The sequence below is a fragment of the Bradyrhizobium sp. SRL28 genome (assembly GCF_018596315.1).
In the GTDB taxonomy this organism is placed as follows: Bacteria; Pseudomonadota; Alphaproteobacteria; order Rhizobiales; family Xanthobacteraceae; genus Bradyrhizobium.
The window spans coordinates 235386-251402 of the sequence record NZ_JAHEAG010000006.1 but is presented as its reverse complement, the minus strand read 5'-3'; the positions used below and the strand labels follow the sequence as shown (position 1 = coordinate 251402).

14 protein-coding genes are annotated in these 16017 nt (G+C 63.7%); 9 read left to right on the top strand and 5 right to left on the bottom strand.

All coding sequences use genetic code 11. The annotated features are described in order from the left end of the window. Positions 1–93 precede the first annotated feature (93 nt). The 4 genes from KIP88_RS16865 (at position 94) to KIP88_RS16850 (ending at position 3280) form a co-directional block, all read left to right on the top strand. Positions 94–1902 (top strand): sensor histidine kinase, encoded by a 1809-nt coding sequence (locus tag KIP88_RS16865; protein WP_214489043.1) that lies wholly within the window; start codon positions 94–96, stop codon positions 1900–1902. Next, the gene (locus tag KIP88_RS16860; RefSeq protein ID WP_214489042.1) at positions 1899–2423 is read left to right on the top strand and encodes an HPr kinase/phosphorylase; all 525 of its coding nucleotides are present in this window, start codon (positions 1899–1901) and stop codon (positions 2421–2423) included. Before KIP88_RS16865 ends, KIP88_RS16860 begins: the two co-directional genes overlap by 4 nt. A 132-nt stretch (positions 2424–2555) precedes the next feature. Then, on the top strand, positions 2556–2957 hold the full coding sequence (locus tag KIP88_RS16855; protein ID WP_214489106.1) for a PTS sugar transporter subunit IIA: 402 nt from the start codon (positions 2556–2558) through the stop codon (positions 2955–2957). Next, positions 2954–3280 (top strand): HPr family phosphocarrier protein, encoded by a 327-nt coding sequence (locus KIP88_RS16850; RefSeq protein ID WP_214489041.1) that lies wholly within the window; start codon positions 2954–2956, stop codon positions 3278–3280. Before KIP88_RS16855 ends, KIP88_RS16850 begins: the two co-directional genes overlap by 4 nt. 100 nt (positions 3281–3380) lie before the next feature. On the opposite strand, the gene KIP88_RS16845 is transcribed toward KIP88_RS16850, so the two are convergent. Both KIP88_RS16845 and KIP88_RS16840 read right to left on the bottom strand, forming a co-directional pair. Continuing rightward, a complete protein-coding gene (locus tag KIP88_RS16845) occupies positions 3381–4178 on the bottom strand; it encodes an SDR family NAD(P)-dependent oxidoreductase (protein WP_214489040.1) in 798 nt (265 codons plus the stop codon). A 36-nt stretch (positions 4179–4214) separates the two neighbouring features. Next, the gene (locus KIP88_RS16840; RefSeq protein ID WP_214489039.1) at positions 4215–5813 is read right to left on the bottom strand and encodes a glycosyltransferase family 39 protein; all 1599 of its coding nucleotides are present in this window, start codon (positions 5811–5813) and stop codon (positions 4215–4217) included. Positions 5814–5925: 112 nt separating this feature from the next. Between KIP88_RS16840 and lepA the strand changes: the two genes are divergently transcribed. Further along, a complete protein-coding gene (lepA, locus tag KIP88_RS16835) occupies positions 5926–7737 on the top strand; it encodes a translation elongation factor 4 (protein ID WP_214489038.1) in 1812 nt (603 codons plus the stop codon). A gap of 119 nt (positions 7738–7856) precedes the next feature. Here the strand turns inward: lepA and KIP88_RS16830 are convergent, their stop codons facing one another. Next, on the bottom strand, positions 7857–8348 hold the full coding sequence (locus KIP88_RS16830) for a GNAT family N-acetyltransferase (protein ID WP_214489105.1): 492 nt from the start codon (positions 8346–8348) through the stop codon (positions 7857–7859). 223 nt (positions 8349–8571) lie between these two features. Between KIP88_RS16830 and KIP88_RS16825 the strand changes: the two genes are divergently transcribed. From KIP88_RS16825 to KIP88_RS16810, 4 genes are all read left to right on the top strand, one after another. Next, positions 8572–9807, top strand: coding sequence for an MFS transporter (locus KIP88_RS16825; RefSeq protein ID WP_214489037.1), 1236 nt, complete (start codon positions 8572–8574; stop codon positions 9805–9807). An 89-nt stretch (positions 9808–9896) separates the two neighbouring features. Further along, a complete protein-coding gene (locus KIP88_RS16820) occupies positions 9897–11069 on the top strand; it encodes an acyl-CoA dehydrogenase family protein (protein ID WP_214489036.1) in 1173 nt (390 codons plus the stop codon). 96 nt (positions 11070–11165) lie between these two features. Further along, on the top strand, positions 11166–11552 hold the full coding sequence (locus KIP88_RS16815) for a plasmid stabilization protein (RefSeq protein ID WP_214489035.1): 387 nt from the start codon (positions 11166–11168) through the stop codon (positions 11550–11552). Positions 11553–11631: 79 nt separating this feature from the next. Next, positions 11632–12102, top strand: coding sequence for a DUF1801 domain-containing protein (locus KIP88_RS16810; RefSeq protein ID WP_214489034.1), 471 nt, complete (start codon positions 11632–11634; stop codon positions 12100–12102). Between the two features lie 102 nt (positions 12103–12204). On the opposite strand, the gene KIP88_RS16805 is transcribed toward KIP88_RS16810, so the two are convergent. Beyond that, positions 12205–14412: a bifunctional diguanylate cyclase/phosphodiesterase gene (locus tag KIP88_RS16805; protein ID WP_214489033.1), complete on the bottom strand. Its 2208-nt coding sequence runs from the start codon at positions 14410–14412 to the stop codon at positions 12205–12207. 305 nt (positions 14413–14717) lie between these two features. Then, complete coding sequence (locus KIP88_RS16800; RefSeq protein WP_214489032.1) at positions 14718–15902, bottom strand: FAD-dependent monooxygenase; 1185 nt, start codon at positions 15900–15902, stop codon at positions 14718–14720. Between the last annotated feature and the right edge of the window lie 115 nt (positions 15903–16017).

Below are 16017 nucleotides of genomic sequence, written 5' to 3'. Positions count from 1 at the left end.
TCTCCGGGCGGAAGTGCCGACTGACACATCCGCCCGTTCGGCGCAGAAGCGTAGAATTACAAAGCGACGCATCACAAACGGCAGTTTCAGCTCTTGCTAGATCGAACGCAGTCCGATCCCAGCCTGAACCACGAGGATGCTTCGGAGCTCCTCGACCGGGATCGCGTTGCCGACGCTAACACGGGCGAAAAGGGCTGGCGGCGACCGCTCGGCTGGTTGCGCCGGGCCGGGCAATTCTTTTTCGCGCTCTCCTTCTCCAGCCTCACGCGCCGAATCGTTTCGCTCAATCTGGCGGGCCTCGTCGCGCTCGTGGCGAGCATTCTCTATCTCTCGCAGTTCCGCGCCGGCCTGATCGACGCGCGCGCGCAGAGCCTGCTGGTGCAGGCCGAAATCATTGCCGGCGCGATTGCCGCCTCCGCCACCGTCGAAACCAACACCATCACCATCGATCCGGACCGCCTGCTCGACCTCAAGCCCGGCGAAAGCTACGGCGCGCCGGACGAATCCTCAGGTCTTGATTTTCCGATCAATCCGGAGCGGGTCGCGCCGGTGCTGCGGCGGCTGATCTCGCCGACCAAGACCCGCGCGCGCATCTATGGCGGCGACGGCGGCATGATCCTCGACAGCCGCAGCCTCTATGGCCGTGGCGATGTGTTGCGCTTCGAACTGCCGCCGCCTTCGACGGAGAAGCCGGGCTTCGTCGAGCGCGCCACGATCTCGATCCGCACCTGGCTCAACCGCGGTGATCTCCCGCTCTATCGCGAGCTCGGCCCCGAGAACGGCAAGGGCTACCAGGAAATCGTGCAGGCGCTCGACGGCGTCAAAAGCAGCATGGTGCGGGTCAACGACCGCGGCGAGGTGATCGTCTCGGTCGCAGTCCCCGTGCAGCGGTTCCGCGCCGTGCATGGCGCGCTGATGCTCTCGACGCAGGGTGACGACATCGACCAGATGGTGACCGCCGAGCGGCTGGCGATTCTGAAGGTCGGCGGCGTTGCCTCCGCTGTCATGATCGTGCTGTCGCTCTTGCTGGCCAGCACGATCGCAGGGCCGGTGCGGCGGCTGGCCGACGGCGCCGAGCGCGTCCGCCGGCGCATCCAGACCCGCGTCGAGATTCCCGATTTCACCCGCCGCCGCGACGAGATCGGCCATCTGTCCGGCGCGCTGCGCGACATGACGAATGCGCTGTATAGCCGCATCGAGGCGATCGAGATGTTTGCCGCCGACGTCGCCCATGAATTGAAGAACCCGCTGACCTCGCTGCGCTCGGCGGTGGAAACGCTGCCGCTGGCGCGCAACGACACCAGCCGCGCGCGCCTGCTCGAGGTGATCGAGCACGACGTCAAGCGGCTCGACCGGCTGATCTCGGATATTTCCGACGCCAGCCGCCTCGATGCCGAATTGCAGCGCCAGGACATGGCGCCGGTCGATCTGCGCCGGCTGCTGACGACGCTGACCTCGGTCGCCAACGAAACCCGGCTCGGTCACGACGTCGTGGTCGAAACGCGCTTCGAGGGCCGCGACACATTCTCGGTGCCAGGCCATGATTCCCGGCTCGGGCAGGTGGTCTCGAACCTGTTGTCCAACGCGCAATCCTTCTCCAACCCCGGCGGGAAGGTGCGCGTCACCTGTCGCCGTGTGCGCTCGGAAATCGAAATCGTCGTCGATGACGACGGGCCGGGCATCGGCGAGGATGCGCTGGAGCGCATCTTCGAGCGCTTCTATACCGACCGGCCGCATCAGGGCTTTGGCCAGAACTCGGGCCTGGGACTGTCGATCTCCAAGCAGATCATCGAAGCGCATAACGGGCGGGTCTGGGCGGAAAATCGCCACGGCCCGGCCGATGCCGACGGCAAGCCGACGGTGGTCGGCGCGCGCTTCGTGGTTCGGCTGCCAGCGCCATGATGACGCAGGGGGCGAGCGTGCACGCCTCCGCCGTGCTGGTGGGGGACCGCGCCGTGCTGATCCGCGGGCCGTCGGGCGCCGGCAAGTCCCGCCTGGCCCTCGATCTGATTCTCGCCGGACGCGCCGGACAGCTTCCGCCAGCCGTTCTGGTCGGTGATGACCGTGTCCATCTCGACACAGTCGCCGAACAATTGTGGGTCCGCCCGGCGCAGGAACTGGCCGGCCTGATCGAGGTCCGGGGCCTCGGCATTCGCCGTTGCGACTTCGCCATTAAGGCTATTGTCGGCATTGTGGTCGATCTCGCGGCCAACGATGCGGAGCGACTGCCGCCGCCAGAAGCGCTCTCAATTCGCCTAAACGGTGTACTGTTACCGAGAATCCCCGTTGGAATCGGCTTTAATCCCCTCCCGCTGATTGCAGCTGCCCTGACGACAACCGCCGGTTCAGGTCCTGTTCAACCTTCGCATGATTGCTTGAAGGGGATTGGTAACCATATAAGCCCCAATATCGCCTCCGATTAAACCGGCACAGGCCTCACTGTTTACCGCCAAGTACTGGAACAATAGCCAAGATGCCCTCTTGCGCGGGGCCTCTGGATGGTCAAAGTGGCGCGTTCGTGCGGTGCACCAAAAAGCACCCGCGAGGAGTTTCCGATGATTGGTCTAGTGCTTGTGACCCATGGGCGCCTTGCCGACGAGTTCAAGGCGGCGCTCGAACATGTCATGGGTCCGCAAAAACAAATTGAAGCCATCACGATTGGAGCCGAGGACGACTCCGATCTGTGTCGAAGCGATATCATCGAAGCGGTGAATCGCGTCGACAGTGGCGATGGTGTCGCTATCCTCACCGACATGTTCGGTGGCACCCCTTCCAACCTTGCGATTTCCTGCATGAGCCGTCCCAAGGTGGAAGTGCTCGCAGGAATCAATCTTCCCATGCTGGTCAAGCTTGCCAAGGTGCGCGAAGAGCGCCCGCTTCCCGAGGCCATCGCCATGGCCCAGGAAGCCGGCCGCAAATACGTCACCATCGCCAGCCGCGTGCTCGCCGGCAAATGAGCGACGAAGCCGCGCCCGAAAAGGAACTCGGGCCGAGCGTGCCTGCGGGCGCCATTTCGCGGGAACTTCAGATCATCAACAAGCGCGGCCTGCATGCGCGGGCCTCGGCCAAGTTCGTCCAGATGGTCGAAAAGTTTAATGCCGAGGTCTGGGTGACGCGCGGCAGCGAGACCGTCGGCGGCACGTCGATCATGGGTCTGATGATGCTGGCAGCGGGACCGGGAACCTCGGTTACGGTCTCCGCGAAGGGACCGGAAGCGCAAGCTGCGGTCGATGCTCTCGCCGGGCTGATCGCCGACAAGTTTAACGAAGAAGGTACGTGAGCGGAATTCGTAGGGTGGGCAAAGTGCAGCGTGCCCACCATTCAAGACAACGTTTTCGGAGAGATGGTGGGCACGCTCCGCTTTGCCCACCCTACAGCCTTCAAAACGGGTTCGTGACAATCCCTCCGTCGACACGAAGCGCGGCGCCGTTGGTGGCGCTGGAGGCTTTCGAGCAGACGTAGCAGATCAGATTGGCGATCTCTTCCGGCTTGGCGTAGCGCTGCAGCAGCGACGCCGGGCGGCGTTCGGTGAAGGTGCGCTGGACGAGATCGTCGACGGTGGTTCCGGCAGCCTCGGCGCGGGCGGCCAGACGGACCGGCGCCATCTCGACCCAGGTCGGGCCAGGCATCACCGAATTAACGGTGACATTGGTGCCTTTGGTCGTCTCCGCCGCGCCGCGCGCGATGACGAGCTGCGCCGACTTCGAGAAGCCGTAGTGCACCATCTCCTTCGGGATATAGACACCGGACTCGCTGGAGACGAACACGACGCGGCCCCAGTCCTTGTTATCAAGCATCCGCTTCAAATAATGCCGCGTCAGCCGGACCCCGCTCATGACGTTGACTTCGAACATTTTGGTCCAATCGGCGTCCTCGATGTCGAAGAAGCCCTTCGGCTCGTAGATGCCGAGATTGTTGACGAGGATGTCGACGTCAGGGAATTGCGCAACCAGCGCGGCACAGCCCGCCGCATTGCCGAGATCGAACGTCGCCGCGTGCACCCTGGCCGACGGCGTAGCCTGTTGGACTTTTGCCACCGCCTCGCCGACCGCCGCCTTGTCGCGCCCGTTGACGATCACTTCCGCACCCATTTGCGCAAGCCCGATGGCGGTAGCGAGCCCGATGCCGCGCGTCGAACCGGTGACCAGCGCCGTCTTGTCCGTCAGGTCGAGATCCATGCGTTACCCCCTTCCATTTTTCTTGGTTAGCCGCTTCTATTTGGCTGGCGGCACGATGAAGATGTTCCAGGCCGTCGCGGGGCCGGGGTAGCCCAAGAAGAATCGCCGCGTGGTCATCACCATGCGCTCGGCATTGGCGGCATGGGCCTTCATCCACGCCTCGCATTTTTCCAGCTTCCAGTCGCCGACCTCGCAGATGCCGATGAAGCCCGATCGCTTCGCGTCGTCCAGCGAGGTCAGGCCGGACGACCACGACTCGTCAGGGGTCAGCGGCGCCGGGTGATCGGGGCTGTAGAAGGTGACGGGCTGGCCGGTATCGGTATAGGCCGCGACCACCGGCCAGCGCGAATAAAAGCGCGTGTGCCAGGCTTCCGTCAGTTCGCGGGCGAGTTCGGAACGCGCCCGGTAGGTCGCGCCCGCGGTGCGCTTTTCGCTGAGTTCGTGGGCGACGATCCTTGGCGATATCCCCAGCACAACGAGCGAAATCACCAGCCAGGTCGTCGTCAGGTTCAACAGCGCGATTTTCCGGATCCGTACCGCCGGGATCGCGATCAGCGCGAGCGGCATCAGGAAGAACAGCGGGATCCCCCAGTCGGTCTTGATGTAGACCTTGAATAACAGGGCGCCGAGCGGCGGCCCGATCGCGACCACGGCCTGGATGATCCAGACATTGAGCGCCTGGGACATGTTCACGCCGGAATTGGCGCCGCGCGACCAGAACGGAAACAGCTTCCAGCGCCGCAGCGGCCATACCAGCGCGATCGCACCGAGCACGATCGGCAATGCCAGCAGCGCGACGTTATGGCCGACATAGCCCAGCGCGAGATCGTCGATCAGCGCGCGGTCGGTGATCGAATAGGTATCGCCCGCATAGGTGAGCGGGACGAAGTCCACCTGCTTCAGCCACATCACATGCGGGAGCATCGCGACGGTAAGCGTGGCAATCGCAACCCACGGCGCCGGCGAGCGCAGGAACTGCAGGCGCGCGGGATGGATCAGCGCGGCAAGGCCGACGGCGCCGATCATGGTCAGCACCCAGTATTTGGTCATCAGCGCCAGCGCACCGGCGAGCCCGAGCCACACGCCGGATCTGATGCTGCGCTTCTCGAACGCGTCGAGATAGGCCAGCACGACAAGCGGCAGCGTGACGAGCTGCAACAGATCCGGATTGTATTTAAAACCCTTGAAGTTGAAGATCGGATAGAGCGCCAGCATCACCACGACGAAGAACGCGCGGCGGCGATCGACCACGCGTAGCGCCAGCAGCCAGCAAATTATGAGGCCACAGCCGAGCGTCGCCATCGCCAGCGCATAGGTCGCCCAGTCGGTGACCGGAAAGAGCATGAACCAGACGCCGGCGACCCATCCCGACAGCGGCGGGTGCTTGCCATAGCCGAGCAGGAACTTCTGCCCCCAGGCGTAGGCTTCCGCGACGTCCATGTGGACGTCCTGCCCGGTCTTCAGATTGACCAGAATCAGCGTCCACAGGACCGCGTGAACCGCCGCAAAGCCGGTCACCAGCCACAGGCCGGCTTTGGGATCGCTCGCGCGCGGGGCCAACCATGCCCCGAGCCGCCGGATCGTGGGAATGCGCTTGCCGCGCGCGGCCGTGGGCAAAATGGATGCAGTCGACATGGCCCGTGCGTAGCGCGTTTTGGGGTCAAGTGGAAAGCTTGGCGTGAAGAATCCCCCTTAGAATACAGCAATATGGTTGCCGCACAGGGGTGTGAATGCTATCCCGCGCCCCATGACAACTGCCCCCATTTCCAACATCCGCAACTTCTCCATCGTCGCCCATATCGACCATGGCAAATCGACGCTGGCCGACCGCCTGATCCAGATGACGGGCGGGCTGACGGACCGCGAAATGGCGGGCAAGGAACAGGTGCTCGATTCGATGGATATCGAGCGCGAGCGCGGCATCACCATCAAGGCGCAGACGGTGCGGCTGAACTACCGCGCCAAGGACGGCAAGGATTACATCTTCAACCTGATGGACACGCCCGGCCATGTCGACTTCGCCTACGAAGTCTCGCGGTCGCTGGCGGCCTGCGAGGGGTCGCTGCTGGTGGTCGACGCCAGCCAGGGCGTGGAAGCGCAGACGCTCGCCAACGTCTATCAGGCGCTCGACAACAATCACGAGATCGTGCCGGTCCTGAACAAGGTCGACCTGCCCGCCGCTGAACCCGAGAAGATACGGCAGCAGATCGAGGACGTGATCGGCATCGATGCCTCCGATGCCGTGATGATCTCCGCCAAAACAGGACTGGGCGTTCCCGACGTGCTGGAAGCCATCGTCACCCGCCTGCCGCCGCCGAAGGGCGACCGGGATGCGACGCTGAAGGCGCTATTGGTCGACAGTTGGTACGACGTCTACCTCGGCGTCGTCGTGCTGATTCGCGTGGTCGATGGCACGATGAAGAAGGGTAGCCGCATACGCATGATGGGCACCAATGCAGCCTATGATGTCGAACGCGTCGGCTTCTTCACGCCGAAGATGGAGCAGGTCGACGAACTCGGCCCCGGCGAGATCGGATTCATCACCGCGGCGATCAAGGAAGTGGCCGACACCCGCGTCGGCGACACCATCACCGACGACAGGAAGCCGGTCACCGAGATGCTGCCGGGCTTCAAGCCGGCGATCCCGGTCGTGTTCTGCGGCCTGTTCCCGGTCGACGCCAACGATTTCGAGACGCTGCGCGCGGCGATGGGCAAATTGCGGCTCAACGACGCCAGCTTCTCCTACGAGATGGAAACTTCAGCCGCCCTCGGCTTCGGTTTCCGCTGCGGCTTCCTTGGGCTCTTGCATCTGGAAATCATCCAGGAACGGCTGTCGCGCGAGTTCGACCTCAACCTGATCGCGACGGCGCCGAGCGTGATCTACAAGATGCACCTGACCGACGGCCAGGAAATCGAGATCCACAACCCCGTGGACATGCCTGATGTCGTCAAGATCGCCGACATCGAGGAGCCGTGGATCGAGGCCACCATCCTCACGCCGGACGAATATCTCGGCAGCGTACTAAAGCTGTGCCAGGACCGTCGCGGCGCGCAGAAGGAACTGACTTACGTCGGCTCCCGCGCGATGGTGAAATACGATCTGCCGCTCAACGAAGTCGTGTTCGATTTCTACGATCGCCTGAAATCGGTCTCCAAGGGCTACGCCTCGTTCGACTATCATCTGACCGACTACAAGGTGGCCGACCTCGTCAAGATGCAGATCCTCGTCAACAACGAGCCGGTGGATGCGCTGTCGATGCTGGTGCACCGGACCCGCGCGGAAGGGCGCGGCCGCGCCATGGTCGAGAAGATGAAGGAACTGATCCCGCCGCACATGTTCCAGATCCCGATCCAGGCCGCGATCGGCGGCAAGGTGATCGCCCGCGAAACCGTTCGCGCGCTGCGCAAGGACGTCACCGCCAAATGCTACGGCGGCGACATCACGCGCAAACGCAAACTTCTGGAGAAGCAGAAGGAAGGCAAGAAGAAGATGCGGCAGTTCGGCAAGGTCGATATCCCGCAGGAAGCGTTCATCGCCGCGCTGAAGGTGGATAGCTGATAGCGCGAGAAAGAAAAATGTAGGGTGGGCAAAGCGCAGCGTGCCCACCACCCTTCCAAATCGCGGCCTCTATGGTGGGCACGCTTCGCTCTGCCCACCCTACGACTTCGCCGATCGCGTCACGACACGCTCAGGACATAGAATTTCGAATCGACGGCCATGACCGGAAAAGCCTTGGGCAGGCCGGCTTTTGGCAGCTCCCTGAAATTCCGCTTTTCATAGAAGCGATGCGCCGCCAGGAATTTATCCGTGGTGCCGAGAAAAATCTCGGCAACGCCTTTCGCGCGGGCATGCGCCAGCAGCATGTCGAGCAGCTTTCCGGCTACGCCCAACTCCCGGCCGCGAAACGGAGCGGCAACAAACATCTTGCGCAATGCCGTCTGCCCTGAACCGATATCCTTCAATCCGACCGTGCCGACGACGTCGCCATTGGATCGAGCCACCCAAAAGCCGCCAGTTCCCGACTGGTAGAACTCGGGAATATTCGTGAGGTCAGGCTGATCGGCTCCGGTGATAGGAATGCCAAATTCGCGTTGCTGGATTGGCAGGATGACATCCAGGACTCCCTGCTGATCGGCATCGGAAAACGGGGTAATCAGAATTTTCGGCATTGACGTCCTACCGTTTCCATCCAGCTCGCGCATCAAGCGCAGACGCATATCTGGGCGTTGCGAGCCCGATGGGCAATCCACAAACGAGCCAGTGTAACGAACGCAACGCACAATCGCATCATCTCCGAATGAGAGGGTTGCTTTTCGCTGCATTGCGCGAGGGCGGCGGATAGGCCACCATCACCCCGCGCACACAAACAACACCACAAGCGCGGGGAAACGCATGAGCAAGCCATCTCGGTTCAACTATGGCTGGGTCGTAGTCGGCGTAGGCGCGCTGATGACCTGCGTCGCGTTCGGGTCGATGCTGTCGCTGGCGGTGTTCCTGCAGCCGATTTCGGAGGCGATGGGCTGGTCGCGGAGCGGCGTATCGGCGGCGGCCACGATCGACTTTCTTGCCATGGGACTGGCTGCATTTTTCTGGGGCGCGCTGTCCGACCGGTTTGGCACCCGGATCGTCGTACTGTCGGGCACGCTGTTGCTGGGAGCCGGCTTGATCGCGGCGAGCCAAGCCACCACGCTCTGGCAATTTCAGTTGGCGTTCGGCGTCCTGATCGGGATTGCCGCCGGCAGTTTCTACGCGCCGATGATGGCGGCCGCGAGCGCCTGGATCGAGGATCACCGCAGCCTCGCGGTTGCGCTGGTGTCGGCTGGCATGGGCGTGGCGCCGCTGACGGTCGCGCCATTCGCAAGCTGGCTGATCACCACCTACGACTGGCGCACGGCGATGCTGGTGATCGGCATCGTGGCACTGGCGCTGCTGATTCCGGCTTCACTGCTGGTGCGCCCAGCGCCGCAGGCCGCGGCGTCTGCAACAGCAGGCGTAGACGGCGAGCCTGACGTGCCGTGGACGGCCGCCCAGGCATTCAAAACCCCGCAATTCATCACGCTAGCGCTCGCGCATTTCGCCTGCTGCGCGGCGCATTCGGGGCCGATCTTCCACATGGTGAGCTACGCCATGGTCTGCGGCATCGCGCCGCTAACCGCCGTCACCGTCTACAGTCTTGCCGGGTTCTCCGGTCTTGGCGGACGTCTGCTGCTCGGCGCGCTGGCCGATCGCATCGGCGCCAAGCACGTTTTGGTCGGCGGCCTGTTCGTGCAGGCCTTGTCGGTCGCGAGCTATCTCGCGGTCGGCCAGCTCGGCGAATTCTATGCGCTATCGGTGGTGTTCGGCCTCGCCTATGGCGGCGTGATGCCGCTCTACGCGGTGCTGGTGCGCGAATATTTCGGCGCGCGGATCATGGGCACCGTGTTCGGCGCCGTCTCCGCCTTTGCGAGCCTTGGCATGGCGCTGGGGCCGTTGGCCGGCGGATGGGTGTTCGACACCTTCCACGCCTATAACTGGCTCTATGTCGGCTCCTTCGCCATCGGCATAGCCGCCGTCGCCGTGGCGCTAAGCTTCCCGTCGACAAAGCGGCCGTCGCAGCCGTCGCTCGATCTGGGGCGAGCGACGGCGTGAGAGGCTGGCAATCGCCGCCGCCTTGATCGAGGGCGGCGGATGGGTCACCATCGCGTTCATACCAAGAACAAGAGAATGCGAGGAAGCGCATGAGCAAGCATCCCGGCCTCGACCTTGTCGAGCGTGCACGCGCGCTTGCTCCTCTGATCACGCGCGAGGCCGACGAGATCGAGCGGACGCGGCGGCTGACATCAGCGGTGACACAGGCGCTGATCGAGAACGGGCTTTACCGCGCACTGCTGCCGAAGAGTTTTGGCGGCATCGAGGCTTCGCTGGAAGCGTTCATGCAGATGCAGGAGGAAGTCGCCAAGGCAGACGCCTCGACCGCGTGGTGCCTCGGCCAGTGCAGCGTCTGCGCGATGACGGCGGCCTATCTCGATCCCGACGCCGCCAATGAGATCTTTAACGTCGCGCCCGGCATTCTGGCCTGGGGCGCGATCAACCATGAAGTACAGGCGGTTCCGGGCGGCTACAAAGCCAGCGCGCGCTGGGATTTTGCCTCCGGTTCGCGGCAGGCGAGCTGGCTGGGCGCCCATGTCCGAGTCGTCGAGGCCGACGGCACCCCGCGGCGCAAAGCGGATGGCTCGCTGGAGATCCGCACCATCCTGTTTCCGGTGACCAGCGCCACGATGTACGACGTCTGGGACGTCATCGGCCTGCGGGGCACCGGCACCGATTCCTATTCGGTCGATAACCTTTTCATCCCCGAAAAATTTGCCGCGCTTCGCGACGAACCCCAGGCACGGCGCGAAAACGGTCCGCTGTACAAGCTCTCCACCAACATGGTGTTCGGAATGGGCTTTGCGGCAACTTCGCTCGGCGTCGCCCGCGCCACGCTCGACGCGGCGATCGATCTGGCGCGCGCCAAGACGCCGCAGGCGCTGAAGGCGATGCGCGACAACAATGCCGTGCAGGGAGTGATCGGCCGCACCGAGGCGAGCTTGCGCGCGGCGCGGGCCTATCTCTACGCGACCGCCGCCGAAGTCTGGCGCGATCTGGCGCGCGGCGAGGCCACCACGGAAGCGCATCGCATCGCGCTGCGCATCGCCACCACCTGGACCATCCATCAATCGGCCGCCGTCGTCGACGCTGCCTATCGCATGGCCGGCGCCACCGCCGTATTCAACGCCAACAAGTTCGAGCGCCGCTTTCGCGACATGCACGCCATCGCGCAGCAGATCCAGGGCCGCGATGCTCACTATGAAGACGCCGGCAAGGCGATCCTTTCCGGCAATCTCGATACGCCGCCGACGATGCGATAACGTGGCTGGCGGCCTGGCCCGTGCGGGCCCCACGTATCGGAACCCCCATACCCGCTATGCGTTGCACTTCATTGGCAACAGCGATGGAGACACCGCATGCCCCGTGGTGACAAATCGAGCTATACCGACAAGCAGAAGCGCAAGGCCGAACATATCGAGGAAGGCTACGAGAAGCGCGGCGTCAGCAAGGATGAAGCCGAGCGGCGCGCCTGGGCGACCGTCAACAAGGAAACCGGCGGCGGCAACAAGAGCGGCTCCGGCCGCGGCGTGAAGGACACCAATGTCGCGGCGAAGAAGGGCGGCCGGATCGGCGGCAAGGCTGCGGCAAGCCGTCCCGCAGCGGCGCGATCGCGCTCCGCCAAGAAGGCCGCTGCAACACGGAAGCGTAAAGCTGCGGCAAGGTCGAGCGCACGCAAGATGACACGATCCGGTGCACGCAAGACGGCCCGGCCGGGCCCGCGCAAGACCGCGCGAAGGAGATAGGCGTTTCGTTTTTCGCTTCTGCCGGCTTGCATCCTGCTTTAGGTTGGTTCAGATCCAGGCAGGATGCGCTGACACTGCAATGAAGAAGGCGGCACAAAAGCAAGCGGCAAAGCGCATCGCCAAAAAGCCAGGCGCTGCCACCGGGAATGCCGCGGTGGATGCGGTCTTCGGTGCCTACCCCAGTCCGGTCAAGGCTCGGCTAGCGGCCCTGCGCCGGCTGATCTTCGATACCGCGGAGAGTACCGAGGGCGTCGGCGCGCTGGAAGAGACGCTGAAATGGGGGCAGCCGAGCTATCTCACGGCCGAGAGCAAGAGCGGCAGCACGATCCGGATCGACCAGGTGAAGGCGGAAGCCGGCCGGTACGCGGTCTATTTCCACTGCCAGACCGATCTGGTCGAGACTTTTCGTGAGCTCTATCCGGAACTGAGCTATGGCGGCAACCGCAGCATTCTGCTCGACGCCGGCGAGAAGCTACCCGAGAAAGCGCTGCGCCACTGCATCGCGCTGGCGCTGACGTATCATTTGAGGAAGCGGGTACGGGTGAAATAGCCATCCGTCATTGCGAGCGAAGCGAAGCAATCCATCGCGCAGCAAAGCAAGAGTGGATTGCTTCGCTTCGCTCGCAATGACGACTGGGCCTGCACCTTGGCCTCACGCCACCAGCGCCGCGCCTGCCGGCGAGCTCCAGTTGCCCTGCGTCTTCAACATGCTCACGATCTCCGCATTGGGCCGCGCACGGCTGAACAGAAAACCCTGCCCCTCGTGGCATCCCTCGTTGCGCAGGCAGTTTACTTCGGCTTCGGTCTCGACACCTTCCGCCGTGATCGTGACGCCCAGGCCCTTGCCGAGGCTGATGATCGAACGCACGATCGCCTGTGCGTCAGGATTGGCGGCGAGGTCGCGCACGAAGGACTGGTCGATCTTGATCTTGTCGAACGGAAAGCTGCGCAGATAGCTCAGGCTGGAATAGCCGGTGCCGAAATCGTCCATCGAGATGCGAACACCGAGCGCGCGCAGCGCATGCAGGGTCGCCAGCACCTCGCTGCTCTTTTCCAGAAGCAGCGTCTCGGTGATCTCGAGTTCCAGTCGCCTCGCCGGCAAGCCGGACTGCTTCAGCGTATCCACGACCAATGCCAGCAGGTTGCCGAGGCGGAACTGCAGCGGTGACAGATTGACCGCGACGTGGACGTCGTCGGGCCATTGCGCCGCATCCGTGCAGGCGCGGCGCAGCATCAAGCCGCCGACGGCGTTGATCAGTCCGGTTTCCTCCGCGACGGGGATGAATTCGGCGGGCGAGATCATGCCACGCTCGGGATGCGGCCAACGCACCAGCGCTTCGAAGCCGGTGATGCGCCCGCTCGCAAGATCGACCAGCGGCTGGTAATAGGGCCGCAGCGTATCGCCCTGGACGGCCTCGCGCAGCTCGGTTTCGATCTTGCGGCGGGTCTGGGCGCGCGCGTCCATTCCGGCCTCGAAGAACGAGAATGTGCCGCGTGAATCGTTCTTGGCGCGCGACAATGCGAGGTCGGCGTTCTTCAAAACCTTCTCGGATTCATCGCCGTCGCCGGGCGCCATCGCAATGCCGATGCTGGCACCGATCACGACGGAATGCCCGTCCAGAAGATAGGGGTCTCCGATGGCGTCCAAGAGGCGCCTCGCCAGGAAGGCCGCATCCTCAGGCCGCGTCACCCCACTCTGGACGATTGCGAATTCGTCGGAGTTGAGCCGCGCCAGCGCATCGTCGTCGCGCAGCATCGACCGCAATCGCTTGCCGACACCGCGCAGGAGCTTGTCGCCGATGCCATGGCCGAGCGTATCGTTGACCGCCTTGAAATGGTCGAGGCCGAGCACGAGCACCGCCACCTGCTCGGCGTTGCGGCGTGTGCGCAGCAGGATGTCGTCCATCTGCTGACGCAGCAAATTGCGGTTCGGCAGCCCGGTCAGGCCGTCATGCTGGGCCATGAAAGTCAGCCGCGCCTCGGCGCGCTTGCGTTCGGTGGTGTCCATCAGCGCCAGCAGGATCGCGGGCCGATCGCCGTACACGAGCTGGCGTGAATAGATCGCCAGATCGATCAGCGTGCCGTCGGCCCGGACATGCTTCCAGGTGCGCGCGGCGCTCTCGTTGCCGGACAGCTCGGCGGTCCACGGCAGCTCGGGATCGAAGGCTTGCAGGCTGCGGATCGTAAGCTTCTCGAACTCGCTGCGACTGTAACCATAGTGCTGGATCGCAGCGTCGTTGACGGCGAGAATGTGCTCGTCACCCAGCGCGCAGACGATCATCGGAATCGGGTTGCTGTCGAACAGCAGCCGGAACGAAGCCTCGCGCTGCTTCAACTCGGTGATATCGACACGCAAGCCGATGATGCCGCCGTCCTCGGTCATACGTTCATCGATCAGGATGACGCGGCCATCGGCCAGCGTCTGCTCATGCCGCCCACCCGGCTGGTACAGCTTCTTCAGCCGTTCGGCGATCCATTCTTCTTCGTGCCCGATAGCCTCCGGGTAATCGCCGCGCGCAACGCCGACGCGGATCGTATCTTCCAGTCGCACGCCCGGACTGAACAGCTCCGAGCTGCGCCTGTACATCTCCGCATACTTCTTGTTCCAGAGAATGTAGCGGCCGTCCGCATCGAGAAGCACCATGCCTTGCGGCAGGATATCGATCGCCTCCCGCAAGCGCTCGTGCGATTTGCGCGCCTCCGCAAGGGCGGCCTCGAGCTCGACACACTTGCGTGCGGCTTCGCCGGTCGCGTGCCGACGGCTGGCCGACAGTTTTGCAGCGGGCTTTGCTGGCCGGCCGAGAAAGCGGACAATCGCCGTCTGCTTTGGCTTTCTGGTCTTTTTTGGCTTCTTCGGCATTGCTACGCTCTACTCGCACCCTGCGTGCAAAGTTTTCGGATAAGTTGTCTGAAAAAATAGTATCTCTTGTCGATGAAACTGGCCTCGTGCGTGGTCGTGCGCCGCCTGAGAAGAACGGCAACCGCACGCTTTGCGTGTATCATCGATCGACGTAACCGGCGGGAGACGCTAATTCACGCGGCAAAATCACCGCATCCGTGCCGCATGCACAAGGAATGCGCGAAACTCTGGGCGTTCGCATGAGCAGACGCCAACGATCGACAGGGTTATCGCGCGGTTAACAACGGTAGTGATATAACGCCCGTTCAACTCAAGGCGGCCGCCGCGGCTTGCGCTTCCGGCACGACGTCGTGATCGTAAAGCCTCTTTCGGAACGCCGCATGCGCCGATATCTCGGCATCGCGAACGCCGAGATCGGCGTAGGAGGAGTCGTAACGCATGCCATTCTCGCGCGCACCGCGCTGAACCGCCGCCACCCGCTCACGCCGCAGCCGCTCATACGCAAGCAGCGCCGCCGGCACGCTGGCGCGTGACGTCTGCGCCAGAATTGTCGCCAGCGCCATGCCGTCCTCGATCGACTGGTTGGCGCCCTGGCCGAGATGCGGCAGCATCGGATGCGCGGCATCACCGAGCAGCGTCAAGCGACCGCGCGTCCAGGTCGGCAGCGGCTCGCGGTCATACAGCGCCCATCGGAATGTCTTTTCAACCTGGCTCAGCAGCGTCCCGATGCGCGGGTCCCATCCCCAAAACTCGCGGCGCAACACGTCGGGATCTCCGGGTGCCGACCAGGATTCCTTCATTTCCTCATCGGCCGGCACGAAGCCGACATAGTTGATGAGCTCGCCTGATCGCACCGGAAAACTGAGGAAATGTTTTCCCTTGCCGAGCCACATCTGCCAGCAATCGGTCGGCCAGTGCGGAATGCGTCCATGTGGCAGCACGCCGCGATAGGCAACGGACCCGTGGAAGATCGGCCGCGACGGCGGCGCCACATAGTGCCGGAGTTCGGAGTGGATGCCATCCGCCGCGATGACGACGTCGCCTTCGGCGACCGCACCGTTGGCGAATGACACGCGCGCGACCTCGCCGGCCTGCTCAAAGCCGGTGCCGCGATGTCCCGTGCGCACCACGCCTGATGGCAATGCGCGCGCCAGCATCTCGACGAGGTCGGCGCGATGCATGCCGAAGGTGGCGTTCCAGCCGGCAGAATCCGTCACCTGGACCGGAGCTATCGGCGCGCCGTCGTGACGAAAATAGTGAGAACCGTGGCCGACCCTGGCGCCCCATCGTTCCACCTGATCTCCAAGGCCTACCCGCTGCAATTGCCGCACGCTGTTCGGCGTCAGGAATACCCCAGCCCCGACCTCGCCGAGAGCAGGCGCCTGCTCATAGACGGAAACATCGAAGCCGTGGGCGATCAGCGCATTCGCGGCGAACAGCCCGCCAATTCCGCCTCCAATGATCACGACAGTGAGCTGCGGCTGCGTCATTGTCCCACGCAAAAATTGCTTCGGAAGCCTGCCCGTTCAAGCTATCCTCCCTTGCTGCAAACACCAAGCGCCGACAGCTCAGACTGGACGGAGTAAATCTGCAGCGGGAGGAGTT